Below are 21,329 nucleotides of genomic sequence, written 5' to 3'. Positions count from 1 at the left end.
TACTATTAATATCTCCTTCCTCTATAGCATGGCACTCATTAATGGGTAATCATCTTCTCCATCTGCCATTCCACCACACATTGCACTTAGCCCTGAATGTAGAAAACATGACTTAACTATAATTGCTGAACCGAATTTAACTCTTAACTCATCTATAGTTTTATTAATTTCTCTATCTTTCTCATAATTAAATGTATCAAGTAAAGAACACTGATAAAAATCATTCCCACAAAACCCTGTTATGTGTATACCTAGTTGCCTTATTGCATTACCCTTCCACACATTGTCAAATAGATAACATGCTATTTCGTATATTCTACGAGTAGAATCAGTTGCTACTTCTAATTTCTTTTGGCGAGAATAAAAGATTAAGTCACTGCCTCTAACACTTATGCTCACTACTGTACAACAGTTCTGTGAATCTCTTAAACGCATAGCTACAGTTTCACATAGGGAGAGTAACACTTTATGAGCTGTATCTTTATCTTCAACATCAAATCTTATAGTTGTTGAATTACCTATACCCTTCATTTGAATATAATTACTTTTTCGCACTTCTGAAAATTCTATCCCATTGGCGAAATTCCAAATTACTTGACCATGACTTTTTAATTTATATTTTAAAGTTTCTAAATCATAGTTTGCTAAATCACCAATAGTATTAATGTTTAAATTATGTAGTTTGGGAGCTGTAGCTCTACCTACCATAAATAAATCCTCCACAGGAAGTGGCCACATCTTTTTTTTTATTTCATGTGGAAATAAGGTGTGAATCTTATCCGGTTTCTTAAAATCTGATGCTATTTTAGCAAGCAACTTATTATTTGAAATCCCTATATTTACTGTAAATCCAAGTTCCTTTTTTATTCTTTCGCTTATAGTTTCAGCGAGTACCATATAGTCAGGATATAAATGCTCCATATTTGAAAAGTCTAAAAAACTTTCATCTACACTAAATCTTTGAATCTGTGGAGTATATTCCTGAAATATTTTATTCATAGCTGAACTGCATTTCATATACAGCCAATACCTTGGTGGTACTACTACTAGCCCTGGACACTTTGCCCTAGCATTATATAAAGTTTCTCCCGTTTTAATATTAAATTTTTTAGCAGGTATTGATTTAGTTAATACAATACCATGTCTACTCTCTTCATCTCCACCTATTACAGAAGGTACCGTTCTAAGATCCAATTTCTCTCCTTGTTGAAGTCTATATGATGCTTCCCATGAGAGGTAAGCACTATTTGCATCTATATGAAATATCAGTCTGCTCATAAGCATCCTCCTTTTTGCAGCTCATTATAATTATTAGAACATCAGTTCGTATTTATTATATACTACTTTCTTAATTTTTAGAAGTATTTTCATTTGCCAAATTAGGACATTATTTTAGCACTTTCATAAATTTAACAACAATTAAATGATTAATATTAAAAAGGTGACACTATGGTTATACTAACTAAAAAAGTGAGGTGTTTTTAAATGGCTGTAGCTCATAAAACGGTAATATCATTTGGTCTTGTTGCTATTCCAATATCAATGTATACCGCTACTCAAGATAACGACATACATTTTAATCAACTACACAAGGAAGATAATTCGAGAATAAAATACAAAAAATCTTGTAGTCATTGCGGACAGGAAATTACAACAAAAGATATTATTAAAGGATATGAATATGATAAAAATCATTATGTTGTCGTAACAGATGAGGACTTAGATAAAATTAAAACTGAAAAAGAAAGATCTATACAAATACTGCACTTTGCACAACTAAATCAAATATCACCTATTTATTATGATAAAACATATCAGGCTACTCCTGAAGCTGGTGGAGATAAAGCATTTGAGCTTCTACGTGCTGCACTTATGTCCGAACAAAAAATTGCAATAGGTAAAACTGTTATGGGAACAAAAGAGACTTTACTTGCTATAATTCCACGTGAAGACGGGATATTAATTTCTACTATGTATTACGAAGACGAAATAAAAGATGTTGTAAAATCTTATAATAAACCAGCTATAGTAGATGCTGAACTTACGATGGCAAAAGCTCTAGTTAACTCTATGATAACTCCTTTTGAGCCAGCAACATACAAGGATGAATACCAGATAAAGCTGCGTGAACTACTTGAAACAAAAATAGCTGGTAAAGAAATTGTTGCTTCTAAATCTGAAACTCCAGATAATATTATTAACCTTATGGATGCATTAAAGGCTAGCATTGAACAAAATAAAGCTAAAGAAATACCTAAGACACCAAAGTCTAAGACAAAACGTAAAGTTCCAAAAGGCGCATAATGGATATGTTCGATATTAAAGGAATTAAGCCAATGTTAATCGGTGAAATGCAAGACGCATTTGATAGCCCTAGTTATATCTATGAGCTAAAATTAGACGGTCACAGATGTATTGCTTATCTTAATAATGATTCGACAGATATACGTAACAAACGAGATGTTAAAATGATTTCTAAGGTTCCAGAACTGTCCAATATACATAAACAAGTTAAAAAACGTTGTATTTTAGATGGTGAATTAATAGTCATTAAGGATGGAAAACCAGATTTTTTTGAGATTCAAAGGAGGTCTGTATTGGCAAATACATTTAAAATTCAACTTGCTGCAGCTAAACTTCCAGCCACTTTCACGGCCTTTGATATTCTCTACTATGACGATCATCAAGTTATGGATTTACCATTAATGCAACGTAAAAAGTTACTTGAAAAGGTTATTAAAGAAAATGAACGTATTGCTATTTCTAGATATATAGAGGAACAGGGAATACAATTTTATCAACTCGCTAAACAAAATGATCTAGAAGGAATAGTTGCTAAACAAAAGGATAGTAAATATTATCAGGACAAGAAAACTAAAGACTGGATAAAAATTAAATATTTATTGGATGATGATTTTGTGGTATGTGGATATATCCTTAAAGGAAAAGGTGTAATTAGCATTGTCCTTGGACAATATTCGGGTAATCAACTAATATACAAAGGACATGTTACTATGGGAATATCATCAGAAGATTTTCAAGTAATTGAATCAACCCCTAAATTAAATTCCCATCCTTTTAATGATTTACCTACAGGAAATGATACTGCTGCGTGGATAGAGCTTAGTCTTGTATGTGTGGTAAAATTTATGATGAAAACAGCTAGCGGTGGTTTGCGACAACCAATATTCAAAGGTTTGAGAAATGATAAAGCCCCTAAGGAATGTATCGTAAAATTATAAGGAGTGGCTATTATGGATAAGAAAGAAGCTAAAGAGTTTTCGAATGATGCTATATATGGACTTTCAGAAATGCTAGCTCTTATAGATAGTCAAACAAACGAAATTGATTATTTAAAAGATAAGCTTGCTAATAATATCAACATCAACGTAAATATGGCGGATAAGATTACTAATTTGGAAAATCAAATAGAAGATATAAACGAGTACCCTAGTTGTCATACTGAAAAAATTGAATTTGATGGTGAATATGATTTTTACGATAAATAACCCCCACCAAAGAGCCAATTGGCTCTTTGGTTCTTGGGTTAATAAGCATCTTATGAAAACTGGAGCCTGTAAATAATTTTGTGTAAACAGAATAAGAAGTACTCTTTCTTGGCAATAATTGAGATGAGCTATTTATCCCAAAATTGTAAGGAGTATTTTTATGTCGGAAATTTCTAAGAATATTTTAAGAGATTATATTAATGAGCAAAAGTTTGCAAACCCAAATGAGGTTCTAGTTGCAATGAAAGGCATGAAATCCTTTGGATGTGCTGAATAAAAAGAATTTAAAGATTAGACTGAAAATAAATAAAGCATAAAGATGTAGAATGTCAAATGTATCATAATATTTTTAGACCTGAGGCTAATAAATATAGCTTCAGGTCTTTAATATTTTTGAAGAAAAATGAACTTAAATATAACAAGAAAGGAAAGAGATTTAGTTCGGAACAACATTTTTTAAAAACTCTATATATTCTGTATTTCCATATTCTTTCAAAGATTGTAAAATCATTTCAGGATTTTGTTGATATGACAAAATAACTATATTTGTATTAATAAATTCATTCATTTTTAAAGATATTTTAAGCTTTTTTTCAAATTCGCTAGTAGCTACTCCTTCTTCAGCAAAAATCTCTATATTTAACGAGGAATGGCATAGATATAATTTCGTATAACACGTTTGTCATGTCAATTATAGATATAACAAGCTTTAAAAAGGCTTCATCAGTAAATTCAGGTAAGAAAAGTCCACCTAAATCACTCTGTGAAATTGATTTTGTTTTAAGATGCGTATAGCCACTTAGCATTGAATATAATGTACCTGAATCTTGATTATGGTCCATTGCGTATCGTGTTTTGCTTACAGGAATAAAGTCTTTATTTTTTTTGCCAGTTAACCATGGTACAATTTCACTTGAATTTTTCTTGAAATAGTTTAGTAGCCATATAATCTCATAACTTTGTCTATATAAAGTACAAATTCACTTTGCATATTAGCGCATAGTAGATTATAACTAGAAACAACACAGTTTATATATTTATTGCGTAGAATGGTAATAGGGGATTGTAGTGAATCTTTTGTGGAATCAGAAGCTAAATCACTAATTAGATATAATGAATTAATGCAATCCCAAAAGAAAACGTCCCTATCCTTTAAGTATTTTAAAGAGGTTTTTACTTTTAAATCAATATTAAAGTAGTTTTCTATCTTCGGGCTTATTTTATTAAAATTAATAATATCTAAATTGCTTATATCCATAATATACCTCCATTTAAATTTATATAATACATATTCTATATTAAAAAATAAATTCCTTTATAAATTGATAAGCTTCATAAAGTTATAAGTTTTAAAAAATAGTAATGTTCAGTTGAAGTTTAATATGCCAGCATCATATCATGCTAATCATTGTTATAAATACACAGCTAACGTTTATCTAATGTTTTAACAACTTTTAAAGGAATTATAATATATATTGTAAAGCACCTATTTTAGTATTTATAGGTGCTTATTATGTGTATTAAAAATAATTATATTAGAGTATAAGCGAAAATATTATTATTTTGTTATGTCAAAAAGTCAATGTGTAATATTTATAAGTTAATGGAAGGATTTAATTAGAATATGTAGAATATGGAATATATATAAGATATAGGAGGGACGCAATGAGAAAGATAACAATAACAATAGATAATTATTTAAAAATATTATTGGCACTGATACTTACATTAATACTGATGATGCCAATATATATAGGTATCAATAGAATTAGTTATAGTAGTGACTATAACAAGATTGAAGTGCTTGAGAATACATTAAAACAAGAACATCTTGAAATGATTGATGCAAAAATAATAGACAAGGATAGGGCAAGTACTCTCCAATATAATATTGATAAAAAAGAAGTTGAATTACAATATTTAAATGAGAAAGTAAAACCATTTAATTTCTTGAACAAATAATATTGAGTTTAAATTAATCTATATATAAAGGGGAAGGCGTACAATGAAAAAGATTATTAAATCTAAATTATTAATATTGTTTATTTTAGCTATTATATCTATTGGTTTAATTGCTTGTGGTAGTACAAATAATGATAATTCTACATCAATACCATCAACTTCAACAACAAACACCACTAATACATCAACATCTTATATATATGTTGGGTCTTCGAAGTCGGACAAATATCATTTACCATCTTGCACATGGGCTGAAAAGATTAAATCAAGTAATTTAGTTGAATTTACAAGCAAGGAAGATGCTGATAGCAAAGGATATCAACCATGTAAGGTATGTAAGCCATAATGTAAGAGGGGAGAAATATTGTGAAGAGTAAGAAAATAATTATAATAAGTATTGGATTTATTACTTCTATTTTAATAGTTCTAGTGTTTTTATTAAATTACAATAAAAATAAATTAATTGAAGATAAAATTTATACAATTCTAAAAATAACTAATGTTGGTACAACACCTTCTGTTGTTGTAGAGTGTCGCAATGACCATACTGTTAGATGTTTTAAATTAAAAAATAATTATAGCTATAATGTAAAATTACCACAAGAAAGTTTGATTAGAGAGGATGAAAATGTTTATTATAAAAAATATGGGAACTTTGTTTTTCATAAAGAAGAGTTAGAAATAAAGGATGATACAGAGGATACAGGGAAGGCATCATTAAAACTTAATTTCGATAACTTAAGTGAACAATTAGAAGATATTAAAAGTCAGATGAATGGTTCAGATGAACAATTATTGGATATACAAGGTAAAATATCAGATATAATGATTGAAATGGGACTATAAGATAATATGAATGGATTTTAATAGCAATATATTAGGTATGGGAATAGTATTAGACTCTTTAGCATTACTAGCAAGACCAATTATATATTACATACTATAAAATCATTATAGTTTTAGAAAGTAAATTAATATAAATAATCAAGGAAGATAATGAAAGGATGTTTCGAAATGTTTATGTTTTTAGGAATTATCTCTGTATTGGCATTTTTAGTATTTACAGGAATGAGTATTAAATCTATTTTTAGACCGAAGCTACGAAATAAAAAATTGTATGTTGCTTTACCCTTAACATTTATAATGTTTTGTACTTTTGCTTTTTTAGATGGTGGGAATGATAAAACGGTAAATACTACAAATAAACAAGTAGCTTCAAAAGTTGAAGAAAAGAAAGCAGCTATACTTCCAGTGGTAGCGAAACCTACTACAGTTAAAAAAGAAGCCACATTAGCATTAGGAGAGCTAAAAGTACATTATATTGATGTTGGTCAAGCCGATTCAATATTGGTTCAACAAGGCACTCAAAACATGCTTATAGATGCGGGAAATAATGCTGATGATAAATTAGTAGTGGATTATCTAAATAAACAAGGTGTTAAAAAGATTGACGTACTAATAGGGACTCACACAGATGAAGACCACATAGGTGGACTTGACACTGTAATTAAAACATTTGATATAGGTAAAATTTATATGCCTAAAGCAGTGTCAACAACTGATACATTCAAAGATGTAATATTAGCAATTAAGGCTAAAAATATGAAAATATCTGTACCGAAAGTAGGAGAAATATTTAAAATAGGAAATTCAGAATGTACAATAATAGCACCTAATGCGTTAACATACGGTAATGATAATAATTATTCTATAATTACTAAACTCAAGTTTGGAAATAAAAGTTTTATATTTATGGGAGATGCTGAAGACATATCAGAAGGGCAAATACTTGCTAAACAATTAGATATTTCAGCAGATGTAATAAAAATAGGTCATCACGGAAGTGATACATCAACAACACAAGAATTCTTAGATGCAGTTAATCCAAAGTATGCAGTAATAAGTGTAGGAAAAGGGAATAGTTATGGACACCCAACACAGTTAGTAATGGATAGACTTAAGGCTAAAAATATAGAAGTATATAGAACAGATGAAAATGGTACTGTAATTGCTACATCAAATGGTGAAGATATTAGTTTTAATGTAAAGCCTGCTAGTTATAATGGATTTGAAGAAAAAGTTGCTGTTAAAAATGAAGCAACAGTAGTTAGTAAAAGTGTAGTCGTCGTTGTGCCTAAAACGGTTGTAAAGCCAACTCCTAAACCAAGTGTAAAACCTAAGCAAACAAATAGTAGTGTAATGGTGTGGTTATCTGCCACAGGAACTAAATATCATTCAATAAATAATTGTGGTCGAATGAACCCAGATAATGCTAGGCAAATTACATTAGAAGAAGCTAAAAGTGGTGGTTATAGCCCATGCTCTAAATGTAGTCCACCGCAATAATACTTAATGATTTGCGGATGAGACTTAGTATAACAATATAATGAGACTTATTTATATTATAGTAAGTTATATGGAGTAATATAGGGAGGATTTATTTATTTGAATTACTAATAATATATTAAAAGAAAAATATTGGTAATAATATTATGAAACCGAGAAAGAATTATGAAAGAATATACTTACTATTTATACGATTTCAGAATATGTAGAAGTAAACTTAAGTCACTTATATGATTTGATTATACATAGAACTTAAGATTGTTAAAATTATTTAGATTCTTTGGGTAGTTGAATAAGTAAAATCAAGGAACTGTTAAGCTACCGAAACAAAGGGTTAGCTATGATTTATTATTAGTTTAAAATTAAAGGGGGATTTATCAATGAATAAGTTGAGAAATAAAGTTACTTGTTTAGTATTGGCAGGAATGGTTGTAGGTATGCCATTTATTAGAGACAATCAAATTAGTGTAGGACAAACTAAAAATATAAATGTATTGGCTACAGCTTATAAGATACAATATGGAAAAACAACCATAGCAAACTTAGTTTTAAGAAGTACAGCAAGTATTTCATCTAAAATAGTTGGTAAACTGAATAAAGGAACTAATGTAGTTATTGCAGGAAAGATAGGCAGTTTTTATAAAATAACCTATTTAAATAAACCTGCTTATGTAAGTGTTCAATATATTAAAATAGGACCAAAACCTGTAGTTAAGATAGTTCTTACTGATGCACAGGTACGTGCAAAATATCAGCCTTATGAGGGAAAGCTGGGTGGACTTACGGCACCTAAACCTATACACATAGACACATCGTTTGAAGCAATGAAGGAAAAGATTAGACCTTATTTCAAGGACGGTTGTGTAGATTTTGTTGTTCAATATCGTAACATAAATACACCAAATGAAATATTTTTAACTCAACAAGGTACAGAAACGATTTCAAAACAGTTGATAGAAGAGTTAGATTTAACAGATATTGTATCAGCAAGAGCAATGGTAAGTGGACCATATTTGTATTGGAATGTAATAGATAAAACAGAAGCGTTAAGACTTAAAGTAGCACATCAAGAAGGTGGAGACGGTTATCCTAATGATTCTTATTATGGATTAATAGATAAAATAAAAGCTTCTATATTAGCAAGAGATGAGAATTTTTCTATAGATTATGATAGTGTGTTTAGTGGAGCTATAAAGGATGCTAATGGTATTGATGGACTTAGTGCATTTGAGAGAGCAAATAGAAGTACATGCATGGATTCTGTGGATCATTGTACAGTAAGACATAATGTGGTAGGAAGTGGATTAAATTTTATAGTACAGTATAACAATAATAATAGAGTTGGAGAAGAAGATTAGTAGGAGAATTTTTTTAGAGAGAGTTTAAATATAAGGGGGGAATTATTAATGTTTGGAATGTCTAAAAAAGAACAAGTAACTAGTGTTGTTAATAAAATAGAGAGAGTTTAAGAATTGTGGATATGAGAAGGACTCTACATTAGTTCAAACTTTTGATTTAGAAAACAATAAAAATAACAATACATTACTCAATGAGATAAGCTATATGAGTTGGCTACTTGTAGGTGGATTTTATTTAAGATTTAGAACTTAGATTATCTATAATAGATTTAACTAATAGTTAGGAGCTCTGGGAGACCAGAGTTTTATTTTTTTGAAGATAAGGAAATATAAGGTTTACGTTGAAGTTACTAGGTGTATTAAAATTATTGGGGGGGGTGAGGATAATGAAAGGTTTTAAGATTAAACTCATATCATTTTTAACTGCATTATTTGTCTTAATTGGTACAGGGTTACAAACTTCAGAGGTTAACGCAACCGTAAATACAACAAACTACAAGTCTTCTTATTCAACAAAAGCTACTAAGAGCTACACTGTATACATTACAAATACAGGGGGGAAATACCACAAGAAAGGTTGTCGATATTTAAAAAAGAGTAGTATTGCAATTAAGAAAAGCAGCGCAGTAAGTCAAGGATACACTGCTTGCAAAATTTGTAAACCTTGATAAGTAACAAATAGATTGTAAATTATAAAAAATAGAAATAAAAATACTGCACCGGAGGAATCCAGTACAGTATGGTTTTCTTTAGTTCACAGTTCACTATGAAAAATAATAAAAGGATATTTAAATTATAGACAATTTTGAAAATTATATTCACTTATCTATCTTTAAAAGAAGTATACATTTAGGCATTAAATTACTTTGTAAGCTCATGAAATTAATCTGAAAATCAATTTAGGTACAATTGCATGAAGAACATAGGAAAAGTGGCTTAAAATTGATTTCTCATGGTGAGAAATATATTCGTAGGATATAGGTTTACTAGCTGCAAACTGTATCTTCATACTAAAGAATTTCATAATAGTAACAAGTGAGCCTATTTACCCAATGAAGATGACCACAATAGTGTATTAGCACTACTAAATATTGTCATATTAATTGAATTTAAATTATTTTGTTAGTTTCCATGCTATAAGTGAACCTATTGCCCCAATGATTGAGCCTCCGATTAATGTACCTCCAATCCATTTTAACCACCATAATGTTTTTTTTCTTTTACATTTTTCTACTTTCTTATCTTCAGGTCCAAAATCAAATTCTATAGATGACCACAACTTGTACAACAATAAGTTGTTTATTGGTTTTACAATGAATAAATATCCTAAATAGGTTACTGTAAAAAGTGTTATTATAGACAAATAGAATGGGACATTAGGCTTTAATATACCTAAATAGGCAGTTATTAAAAAGCTAATAATGGAATTGATTACAAGTAAAATATTAGAAATTGATGATTTGTATTTATAAAAGAAGTTATTCTGTGTTTTTACATATTTTAAAGCTTCATGAAATGAGTGAATAATAGAGCAAGACCATTCTTTATTATCACTACTTATTAGTATTTCGCTTGCATTAAATCTCGCTTGTATAAGTGAGAGGGTTATATCTCTATTTTCCTTAAGGTCATAAAAAGAGAAACGTAATCTTGTAGTTTTTTCATTATCTAAAGTTTCATTATTTTCTTCTAATATTTCTGTTGATTCAGTCTGTAATAAACTACCATCTTCTAATGTCCAACTAAAGTTAAGAACTGCCCTTTGGTTATCATTATCACAGCATTTTTTATGTTCATCTATAAATATCTTACTGATTCTTTTCAAATCTTTTTTAGTGAATATTTTTGAACTGATGGGAATTGGTGTTGTCTTCATTATTTTTGTTACTTTTATTAGCTCAGTCATTTTAACTCCTTTGTATTTATATTATCATACATATTATACAATATTTATTATTCTCTCATATAATAATATCAAAAAATAACAAGGTGTTCAAGAAGTTATCCACATACACCTATTTTACTTGAAGAGAAAATATCAACACTCCAGTTAATCCAAAAGATTACTGGAAGAGATTTTTCCAAGTGCCCAAACTGCGGTTCCAACAAACTTAACCGCTGTACTTTATTTCCTAAATCCCCCCATACCACTTTACAAACTGCATAGTATTAAAACAATCAGATTATGGGGAAGGGGAAACTATGCCTATATTACTATAACTAATATAATTTTTATATGTTTTTCACTACGAATTTAAATATTCCTTCATCGTATCAATCAAATGTGGGAAAGGTCGGTTATTGAATCCCCATAGATTCTAATTATAGCCCCGCGGTTTCGTTCTATTTTAATTATCCTAAGTTAGGCATACTTCTATATTTTTACTAGACTCAGACTCTTATCTAGGGTTTGAGTTTTTTTCGCGCCTAACTTCGTATAATTCGCTAAGAATAATGGGAAGTTAGTTTTAATGTTTTCCTAGTGTTTTTTTAAAAAGTTAGCAACACATCTATTATCTATAAGAGATATAGCTTTTTAGTCTGGCTCCGATCTTTGCCCACATGATAGGCACATAACTCCATTCCATGGACCATAATTACCACAGTATGGACACATAAAAGATATATCTGGATTTTGTTGAGAACTTGTATAACCCGCTCTTTTTCCATCAGTAACGAATGCGATATTCCCATCAATTTTCTTGATATTCCAGTAATCCGGTACGCATAATTTAGAACCCATAGTATTAACTTTACTTGCATCCATTTGTTCTTTTTCTATTTTAACAATCTCCTCATTTGGTTGCTCACCAATTGATTTTAATGCATCTGTTATGCTTTCTGTAATTTTCAATATCTTTCTACCTGTAACTTGTTTATATTCCTCATTAATAATATAAGCATTTTGGGAATATGTAGAATCTCTAGAAATTATAACAAGATCACTTTTGACACCAAATAATATACATTCCCATATCACTTCATCGCCAATACAAAATTTATTACTTCCAGGTGGATTGCCTAATAACTGTCTAATCTTTGCCTTTTCAATAATGCTGTTATCTGCACTAATTATCATAATTCCATCTGATTCAAATATATCTTTTACTTTATTAAATATTAAATCTTTACTTGGGTCGTCTATCATTTCCTGTACTTTACCTATAAGTGCTTTTAAGTTATCTTCATATAATCTTTTTGTTTTTTGTAACTCTTTAAATTCATCCAAATCGTTTATTATTGAAGTTGAGTATGATCCAACTTTCATAATTCTTTTTAAATTAAGTAAAATTTTCTCTAGTTCCTCAACCCTATTTCTATTATATTCACCATATACTTGCAGAGGAAAAACTATATGCTTTGCATATTTTTTTAATTCATCTAGAACTTTTAATGTTTCCTTATTAGCTCGATAAAAATCAAGAAAAATATTGGTATCTATAAATATTTTCGACATTATATACCTCCTATTGTAAAAGATGTCATTCCTTCAACTCTAAATTATAGGGAATTCTGTATGTTATATTGATAATGGGTGTTTGCAACTCAGCAAACCATATCTGGTAATAATCATAATAGGAAGTTCATTAAGGTCAAATCTAAGGCTTCCTACATAAGAATCGCTTTATAAATTAATTATTTGGCTCAAGTTTACTTGGTTAGGTGATACTGTGCATTTGGAACAGGCTCCATTAATTCCTTTTCCATTACAATTCATACAATTCATCATATATATTTTAGTAATAGATGTATTACTAAAATATTCAGGAGATATTGTAGATTTATCGCCAGTATCAGCCATCGTAATTAGGACTTCACAATTACTCGCCGCTGCCTTTAGTGGCCAGCTTTCTGTTCCATGATGTGGAGCTTTAATAAAGAGATATTTGCTTGATAATAAGGGAAATAACTCACAGCAAGATCCGGGCTCATCGACTAGGATTGAATTAGTTATATAAGCATTAAACTTATCACTAGCATCCCCAGCAAAAAGACACCATTTATCGTTTATCCCTTTCACTTCGAACACTAAGCATGTATCATGTTCACCAATCAGACCAGGTGATGGAGGAACTTCATTAATTTGATGCCAATTTGGAAATTGTATATCCAAAAAATTTTGTTTGTTTGATAACTTATCAAAAACTTTATTTGGCCAAAGAATATTTATTTTTTCACATTGTCCATTAGGATATTGATAAATTGTGTAATCATCTTTTTTCTCCAAGTAATCTATAGTAATCTTTCGAAAATTAATAAATTGTATCAAGTCATTTGGTATATCTTTCCTTGATACAAATATTTTTTTAATATTTAGATTTTCAAAAGCGCTTGCTCTATTAATTCCATTATAATGATCTTCATGAAAATGAGTTACAAGAATATCCATATTACTGCCATTTACAATTCTGGCTATTTGATTCCCAACTATTTCTATCAAATCTTGTTTATCACCATTTTTACTTTCCCTGTGGGATGTTAATATACTGGAAATCTGTTGATTCGAAGTATTTTTTCGAATACCAAAATCCACTAGTAGGTAATATTTTTCATTAATATGTGATTCATTTTCAAAATGTAATAATATACAATCTCCATAACCTACATTATAAGCAATTATTTCCTTTAAAGACATATTATCACTTCCTCTAACTTTTCTATATTTCAATTATAGTATACACTATTCATTTGAATATTTCCTATTTTATACTCTATATAAAAATATCTAAATTTAATGTATTTATCTTTTATTATTTCTTTAACTGTTACCTTGTTCTTACTAATGATACCTATATCACTAAACTTGCCATTATTTATCCATATTAAAATCTGCCTTGAAGACTGTGTGTTTTGCTACTTTTAAAAATTATCCTTAGCTTTAACTGCATTATAATTTCCTAAAGAGTAAAAAAATGATTACATTTAGTTCTTTTATCCTTTATTTGTTTTAGTCACATAGAAATAGACGTAATACTATAGCATAGCATTGCCTCTATATTTAAATTTTCCATATTTAGGTTCATTATGTAACTATATCAACTTCCTATTATTAACCTAATTTTCAGCTATAGCTTTCCACGGTTTATGATAAATAGATAGCTTGCAACTTTATGTATATTTAAGAAAGACATCTCCATCCATCACTGTGATTTGAGATGGTTCTCTAAGAACTTTTTCAAACCAATAAAAAGCTGATTGAGAATATAAAGTTGTCCTACCATCATGTAGAACTATTTTTTCCAAGTCCATATTTTCTTCTGGCTGCTTAGTTCCAGTAAACAAGCCAATACCACGTTGAGGAATAACTAATTGTAATGTCCGTCCAGAAATTGAACTTGATATATTAAATAAATTTTGCAGATCTGAACATAACCCTGATCTTTTACTTTTTTTAATAGGAAATACATAATTAGTATACATTCTAGGATAATTCAATCTTAATTGATTAGTAGTTCTCCCTTCACTATTAGACTTTACTGAAAAATATTTTATACCACGTACATTGTATGACATCCTACTTGTGTTGTCCTCTGTTATTAACCACTGAAGAAGCATTTGAGGTATAATATATTCTGGTTTAAAAGAACCAACTTCGTCGAAAACACAAATTGAACAAACAGCAATTAGTGGCCATATTTTTAAATAATTAATGATAAATTCATCATTGGAGTTATTTGTATATTCAGCTTTTATACTTGTTGGTGTGCGATTTAAATCAAGAACTTTAATATTTTTATTACTAACTTTCTCTATCCTTGCAACATTAAGACTATCATATGATGGTCTATTCATTTCCAACCAGCATACATAAGGTGATGCACCTAAATACAAGCAAGGTAGCCCTGGAAAACTATACCTTTGTGTTGTAACTTTAGTTCTTAGCTGAAATGGAATATGAAACATTTGCTCTTTACTAAAATCTTCAGCACTTTCATTATTTACTCTTGCCCTGAAAAATTCAGTTTCCTCAAATTCTAAAACTAAATTCTTTAACTCAGGATCAATCACTAACATTGCTTCCTTAAACGAATTATATGCAGTACTCTGGTCACCTGAAAAGTAGCTTTCAAGAGCTAGCAAAATATGTTCTCTAAAATTTGATATCGTCCCAACAATATTGGGGTTTATATCAAAATTTATTAATTGATTTTCAAACTCAAAATATCTGAAACATAACTTGGAAAATACTCATTTGTATTTTGTTTTATTATTGGCAACTGTATATCGGGGTGATCAAGTATATCCACTAATCTCATTATTATATTCCTCCTAAAAATTACTTCATAATAATTTTTTACCTTAAGTAATAATTTTTTTTCATAAACAATCTCAACTGTGCATTATAGACATTATCAGCAGTATATTATTTTCTTGCTTATAGTACATTCTATTGCGTACTTAAACATATTAATTCAACATAAATCTATCTATTCCTGCAATATTTGTAAAATTAGGTAAAAATGAAGCTCTGAGATTACCCCAGAGCTTCATTAACTATGCCTTAACTTATCAGTTTTTAGGTCTTTAGCATAACAACATTCATTTCTGAGAACATACCTATGTTAACTAAATATAATGTAAATATAATATATGTTACATTTAATATATATCGCAATTAACTTCTTCTATATAATCCTATTTTTTGATTTTTGTAACTGTTCTATAAAAAACCTGTCCACCACCTCTATTTAGAAGTATTGACATGTAAATTTTTTGTTATATACTTTATTTGTTTTAATTAGTACACTATTTTCTTGAATTTAAAAATTACAGCAAAACTATTATCTTGTTATAACGCATCTTCTATTTATTTACATTAAATTACTAAGTACTCCTGATACAAACATACCACCGGCCCTTATATCAGGTATTACAGTAATTCATCTTTTAAAGTCCTTTTGCGATTGCATATCTTACTTTATTTCTTTTAGTATAAATAATACTTCATTGTACAGTTCGCTTTCGTTTATAATAGTAACCTCTCTTGCCATATTATTTGTACCATCCAACTTGTCAGATGCAATTTTAATAGTTTTCTCTTCGTCATCGCATTAGTTTCAATATATTTTAAAATGGTGTTAATGAAGCATTGCTTACAGATTTAAAATTGAAAGCAGGTGACTTCATTAGATTTGCTAATGGCAGTCATATAAATATTATCAAATCTAATTCTACATATAATGACTATGCAACTAATGTTGAATTTTCTAAACTGTAGTAAAATTCAAAATAAAAAAGTACCCAAGGGATACTTTCTAAATTTATAACTGTTTCGTTCCTGTTTATTATTGTAATTAGCACATCAAATAACATGTATTTTAAGAATATAAAAGGCACAACTTGACTATACCCTATCTACCTTCATACTCTTTAACCTTCCTATAGAATGTAGCTTTAGACATATTGTTCAATTCCATTGATTTAACTGCTGTTATTTCTCCATCTTTCCATTGTTTATATATAATCTTGAAGTTATCGTTTATCTTAATTGTAGTTGGTCTACCGTAATTATCCCATTCCCCTCTATCCTTCATGGCTTGAATACCTTCTGTTTGTCTCTTTTGTCTTTTCATCATTTCAGCGTGTGCAAATGATGCATACATTTCTATTAGCATATTATTAATTGTTTCCATCATCATTTCAGCCATATCATTTTTCATAATACTATAATTAACTAATGTAGTAGGAAGCTCTAATATCATAATTCTTATGCCATTATCCTTAAAGTATCTTAATTCATCTAATGTGCTTTGTTTATTTCTACCCAATCTATCAACTTCACTTATAATTATAATATCATTTTTCTTAGCTTGTTTCTTAAGTTGAATATAATCTGGTCTATCAAAATTCTTTCCTGTAGCTTGGTCGGTAAATGTGTATTCTAGTTCCATGTTGTTTATAATACAGTATTCTTTAATTGCATTTATACCTCTATCTAAATGTTGTTCTTGTGTGGATGTTCTATGATAACCATATACTCTCATATCATTAATACCTCTCTTTAAATAATTAACTAAGTATATTGTATCATATATGTTCCTTAATGTAAGCACTTTTTAGTGATACGTATTAAATGTTATATACATACATTATGACACTTCAAATGTGTTGATGTATGGTAATGCTAATAGTGTATCGAATTGTATACATTTTGATACTTACATTGTATAATCGAAAGTTTGACAACCAACAAATAAACATGAATAAATTAGATTTTTAAAAAGCATTAATCATTTAAACAAGCTACATCCTTGTTCTTTAAATTGTTGTATACTTTCCAACAATTCATCAGGAGTTATTTCTAAATAATCAGCCAAACAGGCAAGGCAAAAAAACTTCTCAATATTTCGTCCAAGTACCTTTTTATTCAAGGCCACTATATCTTTCACAATAATTGAATTACATGCAAAACATTTTTTTAATTGAGTTTTCATTATATATTTAACCCCTTTATTTCAAAACGAGGCATATTTTTACCTCTAAATTCAATGTCCAAAATCCCAAGTTGATTCTTTATTATACTTCTCATTGTAATAGAAGGTCTTAGGCAATACTTTTTAAACTCACCCAAGTCAACTTCAGACGTATTTCTAATATTAGGAAATAGTAATTTTACATATGCAGTACATATTCGCTTCACAGCTTCAGTATCTCTAGTGTCTGCTTTTGGCGGAACAATAACAAGCTCATCGACTATTGCTCGGTAGCTAATATCGTCTCTAAGCAAATGCATAATTTCTGAAAAATACTCCGAATTCAATGCCCAGCCATTCACTTTTAGATCATCATGCATTCTGGGTATGTCCCACCCTTTTATAAATCCATGAAATCTATCAATTAGAGCACTCTCCTGAAAGATTTTTGGGAGTTCACCCAACATGTTATCATATTCGCTCATATTTTCTTCTTTAATATTTCCTAATAAAACCACACCTGAATCAGCTGTACCTTCGTAACTTCCTACAGTAAATACTCCTGTTTCCATGTATCCCTTGAGTGCCGCTCTCATTTCATCAACATTTGTAAATGATATTGTCTGGACTTCATCAAGAGCTACAAAATCGTTCCCACAAACTAAGCCTTGTTCTTTTTTTGTCTGGTCATAAAACATCTTAGCTCTAGACATTACCCCCCCTGAAGAAAGCCAACCATACTTACTTACTCTTCCAAAAATATAAGATTTTCCTGTTCCTTTTGGTGCAAGCTCAATTAGATTCAGTCTTTTCTCAATAAAAGGCAATAATCGTGTAAGCATTGTTATTTTTTCTATTTCCCTTTCATACCCATCTGCATTATAATCTATTGCACCGAGTAAAACATCTATCCATTCCTTCGTTGTAAAGTTCTTCCTAACATCCTTATAATATTCAATATCAATCTGATATGGACAAAAGGTTTGAAAGTCTGTCAATTTTATTTTCCCAGGTTCAATATTGCTTTCATACGGACGATATCCTAACTCGACTATACCCCACGTTTCTTTACCACCGATTAATTCTTCTTTACAACTATCCCAGACATGCTGCTCAATAATTGTTTGTTTTTTTGTTAACCCAAAATCAGGCAACGAAAAAGAAACTATAGAAGTTTTTATATCAATATCCACACTTACCTTAGCTAAAAATTTAACCTTTTCTTGGTCAATAATAATTCTATCTTTTATACTAATCCAATCATCTTTTTTAGGAATAACCCGTTTTATGTATTCACTCAATTCTTCTATATTAAATTCTCCATTATCATCTGCAAAACGTTTTAGTAGCCAATCCCTTAAAAATGATGGTAAACTAAGTGCTGAGAAAAAATTGCTTTTTCTTAAATTTTTATAAACTATCATGTCATCAAAATATTCTCGAAGATCATTATCCACTGTATTCACCCCTTATATTCCTAAATCACGTTCCTTAGTTTCTGATTTTTTAATAGAAAAAAAGATATTATCAACATAGTTGTCACCTATATAAACTTCTCCTAAATACTTTCCAATTTTAGTAATGTCATGAATAGGTACAATAAAAAAGTCGCCATCAAATTTGGTGGAATGATAATCTTTATTGTTAATTCGTATACGTATACTATCACTCTTTTGGGTAACAAATACCTTGAGCTCAGCTTTATTTCTAAAGCTTGACTCGATAACATTCTCTATCAGTGTAACTGAAACCTTATCATTTGAATTTGTTAGTATAATTATTGGAACAATAAGTTCTTCTAAGGTAGCTCCGCCATGCGTTTCAACCCTTGCATAACAACTAAATCTTTCATAATTTGCGAGTGTAAGTTGCCCATTTTCAATTGTAGCAAATTCTGGTATTTGCATTCCTTCAACAAATTTGCAACAACGTCCACCCTTTGTTCCATTAGATTCAACATTAAAACTTATTTTCTTATTATTGATAACTACTAGCCTACTTGCTCCATGATCAGATACAAGAATAACCTTAGCCTTTCTTGATAATTCAGACTTGATTTTTGTCAGAATATCTTTTATAAGTTCTAGTTCAACAGGTATATGAATCGGTAACTTTGTTTTTTGATAATTAAAAGTACTTTCGCCACTGTGCTTAAGTTTATCTAAATCTGGAATATCAACAAGAATGTTTTTATATTCATCCAAAAATCCTTTGTTATTATACGTTGTTGTTGGAATGTTTGCCTTTGCTATTGTAACATCAATATTCAAGCCTATCTTTTTAGACCAAACACTAATAAATCCTAAAAATTCTACACCTAAAGCATCGACAAAGAATATTGTGGAATCAGTTTTGTCTATTTTTTCAAAAACCTCATTACGGGTAGGGATCAGCTTGTTATACTCCCTAGTTTTTGCATATGTATTTACAATATCAATAAACCCATCATAGATTTTATTATTAATTTTCTGGAGTTTATATATACTAAAATAGTTATTTAAGCCCTCATTTTTCAAATCAAAGAACTTCATATAAGCGCTTAAATCTTCATAAACTATATAAATGATCTTTTTAATGTTATCATCTATAACACTCTGATTTGACAACCACTCAATTATTTCTTCCCTTTCAACAGAAGTCAAATCTGTTAAGTAAAATATTTTTTTATTTCCTTTAATCTTAACTTTTTTAACAAAATTATTAATGGCATCTAAATCAACTATATATCTCAAAATCTGTTTGCGTTGATCATACATAGATCTGTAATCTTTATTTTCGATATCTAAATCTAGTAATTTAGAGAAAATATTTTCGGAAAAATTCTCATAGTTAGGTGAATTTTCAATTACATATGATAAATAGGTGTTTTTAATTGTACCTATCTGTAGTCCAATATAAAACTTCCATTTTTGATAATCATTCCATTCACCCCATAGATAAAACATATTATGCAAATTATTCAAATCACCAAATTCATTTTCAAGATAATTATAAATATTAACTTGTCCTATATCATCACATAACTTTGTCCAATAATCATCATTCCCCATGGATATAATTAAGTGAGATGGCAGTTCACAAATTGATCCTAATAAATCAAATCCACCTTCTATTGCTTTTACATCAAAAAGTGATTTTGCAAAATCACTTTTGTACAATGACGAGGATACTATTAAATTGCTTTCACAAAAATTTTCAAATCTATCTAAATAGCTAGCATATCCATAAACTAGATTTCCCTTTTTTAAAAAACTTATATCATTCTGAACAAAATACAATTTGCTAAGTTCATCATTAACACCTCTAGTTAAACATATTGATGAATCAAGTCTTTTGTCTTCACAAAGATACTGCTTCAATTTATGTTCCAGTTTATAGCACAAAACTATTATCTTAGCCTTTGACCCCCTTATAGATAAAATATTACTTATACCCATGCTAAGTGTATTCTCTCCCAATAGTTTCCAATGTTGGCTTAATCCCAGCACTAAACTGTTTTGTGTGGCTGTTCTGATGTCTGAAATACAATTTTCGACATCAGGCATTCCATCTTTTGAAGTAGCATATCTAGATAATTTTATACATGTAATTTCATCTGCAATGCTATTTTTTATTATCATATAATCATGTTGATTATTTACGTTCACAATCAACATCATTTTGAGACATACCTCACTAGACATATGTTGTCTAATTTTTAAGATTGCTTCACTTGCAGATTTCACTATCATGCTTATCCC

20 protein-coding genes and 1 pseudogene are annotated in these 21,329 nt (G+C 29.3%); 10 read left to right on the top strand and 11 right to left on the bottom strand.

The genetic code is table 11. The features are described from left to right. Positions 1 to 21: 21 nt before the first annotated feature. Positions 22 to 1,278, bottom strand: a complete 1,257-nt coding sequence (locus KPL51_RS04135; RefSeq protein WP_376770071.1) for a DNA polymerase Y family protein — start codon at positions 1,276 to 1,278, stop codon at positions 22 to 24. A gap of 207 nt (positions 1,279 to 1,485) precedes the next feature. Between KPL51_RS04135 and ku the strand changes: the two genes are divergently transcribed. The 3 genes from ku to KPL51_RS04120 are packed head-to-tail and all read left to right on the top strand — an operon-like array spanning position 1,486 to position 3,509. Continuing rightward, the gene (gene ku, locus KPL51_RS04130; RefSeq protein WP_216157776.1) at positions 1,486 to 2,304 is read left to right on the top strand and encodes a non-homologous end joining protein Ku; all 819 of its coding nucleotides are present in this window, start codon (positions 1,486 to 1,488) and stop codon (positions 2,302 to 2,304) included. A gap of 5 nt (positions 2,305 to 2,309) precedes the next feature. Beyond that, positions 2,310 to 3,242, top strand: a complete 933-nt coding sequence (locus tag KPL51_RS04125; RefSeq protein WP_312888378.1) for an ATP-dependent DNA ligase — start codon at positions 2,310 to 2,312, stop codon at positions 3,240 to 3,242. A 12-nt stretch (positions 3,243 to 3,254) separates the two neighbouring features. Next, entirely contained in the window at positions 3,255 to 3,509 is a 255-nt protein-coding gene (locus KPL51_RS04120; protein ID WP_216157772.1) for a hypothetical protein, read from the top strand. A gap of 620 nt (positions 3,510 to 4,129) precedes the next feature. On the opposite strand, the gene KPL51_RS04115 is transcribed toward KPL51_RS04120, so the two are convergent. Together KPL51_RS04115 and KPL51_RS04110 are read right to left on the bottom strand one after the other, a co-directional pair. Next, entirely contained in the window at positions 4,130 to 4,351 is a 222-nt protein-coding gene (locus tag KPL51_RS04115; protein WP_216157769.1) for a hypothetical protein, read from the bottom strand. Between the two features lie 92 nt (positions 4,352 to 4,443). Further along, on the bottom strand, positions 4,444 to 4,767 hold the full coding sequence (locus KPL51_RS04110; protein ID WP_216157766.1) for a hypothetical protein: 324 nt from the start codon (positions 4,765 to 4,767) through the stop codon (positions 4,444 to 4,446). Positions 4,768 to 5,174: 407 nt separating this feature from the next. Here KPL51_RS04110 and KPL51_RS04105 point away from each other — a divergent pair, with 407 nt between their 5' ends. The 6 genes from KPL51_RS04105 to KPL51_RS04080 all read left to right on the top strand — a co-directional run bounded on the left by KPL51_RS04105 (position 5,175) and on the right by KPL51_RS04080 (position 9,843). Beyond that, positions 5,175 to 5,471, top strand: a complete 297-nt coding sequence (locus KPL51_RS04105; RefSeq protein ID WP_216157763.1) for a hypothetical protein — start codon at positions 5,175 to 5,177, stop codon at positions 5,469 to 5,471. Between the two features lie 43 nt (positions 5,472 to 5,514). Then, entirely contained in the window at positions 5,515 to 5,817 is a 303-nt protein-coding gene (locus KPL51_RS04100; RefSeq protein WP_216157760.1) for an Ada metal-binding domain-containing protein, read from the top strand. A 20-nt stretch (positions 5,818 to 5,837) separates the two neighbouring features. Continuing rightward, positions 5,838 to 6,317: a hypothetical protein gene (locus KPL51_RS04095; RefSeq protein WP_216157757.1), complete on the top strand. Its 480-nt coding sequence runs from the start codon at positions 5,838 to 5,840 to the stop codon at positions 6,315 to 6,317. 168 nt (positions 6,318 to 6,485) lie between these two features. Then, complete coding sequence (locus KPL51_RS04090; protein ID WP_224853709.1) at positions 6,486 to 7,817, top strand: ComEC/Rec2 family competence protein; 1,332 nt, start codon at positions 6,486 to 6,488, stop codon at positions 7,815 to 7,817. Between the two features lie 380 nt (positions 7,818 to 8,197). Next, the gene (locus KPL51_RS04085; protein WP_216157753.1) at positions 8,198 to 9,175 is read left to right on the top strand and encodes an SH3 domain-containing protein; all 978 of its coding nucleotides are present in this window, start codon (positions 8,198 to 8,200) and stop codon (positions 9,173 to 9,175) included. Positions 9,176 to 9,561: 386 nt separating this feature from the next. Further along, a complete protein-coding gene (locus KPL51_RS04080; RefSeq protein WP_216157750.1) occupies positions 9,562 to 9,843 on the top strand; it encodes a hypothetical protein in 282 nt (93 codons plus the stop codon). 446 nt (positions 9,844 to 10,289) lie between these two features. Here KPL51_RS04080 and KPL51_RS04075 read toward each other — a convergent pair whose 3' ends face one another. Next, a complete protein-coding gene (locus tag KPL51_RS04075) occupies positions 10,290 to 11,081 on the bottom strand; it encodes a hypothetical protein (protein WP_216157747.1) in 792 nt (263 codons plus the stop codon). 102 nt (positions 11,082 to 11,183) lie between these two features. Between KPL51_RS04075 and KPL51_RS24630 the strand changes: the two are divergent. Continuing rightward, a pseudogene (locus KPL51_RS24630) lies at positions 11,184 to 11,342 on the top strand (IS91 family transposase); the annotation flags it as partial. A gap of 369 nt (positions 11,343 to 11,711) precedes the next feature. Here KPL51_RS24630 and KPL51_RS04070 read toward each other — a convergent pair. From KPL51_RS04070 to pglZ, 7 genes are all read right to left on the bottom strand, one after another. Continuing rightward, positions 11,712 to 12,632 carry a PIN domain-containing protein gene (locus KPL51_RS04070; RefSeq protein WP_216157745.1) on the bottom strand — a complete coding sequence of 307 codons (921 nt, stop codon included), beginning with the start codon at positions 12,630 to 12,632 and terminating at the stop codon, positions 11,712 to 11,714. 168 nt (positions 12,633 to 12,800) lie between these two features. After that, positions 12,801 to 13,811, bottom strand: coding sequence for a ComEC/Rec2 family competence protein (locus KPL51_RS04065; protein WP_216157743.1), 1,011 nt, complete (start codon positions 13,809 to 13,811; stop codon positions 12,801 to 12,803). Between the two features lie 473 nt (positions 13,812 to 14,284). Further along, positions 14,285 to 15,256 carry a hypothetical protein gene (locus KPL51_RS04060; protein ID WP_216157740.1) on the bottom strand — a complete coding sequence of 324 codons (972 nt, stop codon included), beginning with the start codon at positions 15,254 to 15,256 and terminating at the stop codon, positions 14,285 to 14,287. 1,271 nt (positions 15,257 to 16,527) lie between these two features. After that, positions 16,528 to 17,160 (bottom strand): recombinase family protein, encoded by a 633-nt coding sequence (locus tag KPL51_RS04055; protein ID WP_216157737.1) that lies wholly within the window; start codon positions 17,158 to 17,160, stop codon positions 16,528 to 16,530. 246 nt (positions 17,161 to 17,406) lie between these two features. Continuing rightward, complete coding sequence (locus tag KPL51_RS04050) at positions 17,407 to 17,610, bottom strand: hypothetical protein (RefSeq protein WP_216157734.1); 204 nt, start codon at positions 17,608 to 17,610, stop codon at positions 17,407 to 17,409. Next, entirely contained in the window at positions 17,610 to 19,046 is a 1,437-nt protein-coding gene (gene brxL / locus KPL51_RS04045) for a BREX system Lon protease-like protein BrxL (RefSeq protein WP_216157731.1), read from the bottom strand. The genes KPL51_RS04050 and brxL overlap by 1 nt, the downstream gene beginning before the upstream one ends. Before the next feature lie 12 nt (positions 19,047 to 19,058). Then, a complete protein-coding gene (gene pglZ, locus KPL51_RS04040) occupies positions 19,059 to 21,320 on the bottom strand; it encodes a BREX-4 system phosphatase PglZ (RefSeq protein ID WP_216157728.1) in 2,262 nt (753 codons plus the stop codon). Between the last annotated feature and the right edge of the window lie 9 nt (positions 21,321 to 21,329).

This window comes from Clostridium bowmanii (assembly GCF_018861315.1).
In the GTDB taxonomy this organism is placed as follows: domain Bacteria; phylum Bacillota; class Clostridia; order Clostridiales; family Clostridiaceae; genus Clostridium_AD; species Clostridium_AD bowmanii.
Note: the sequence above shows the minus strand (reverse complement) of the source record. Positions and strands in the feature narration are given on the sequence as shown.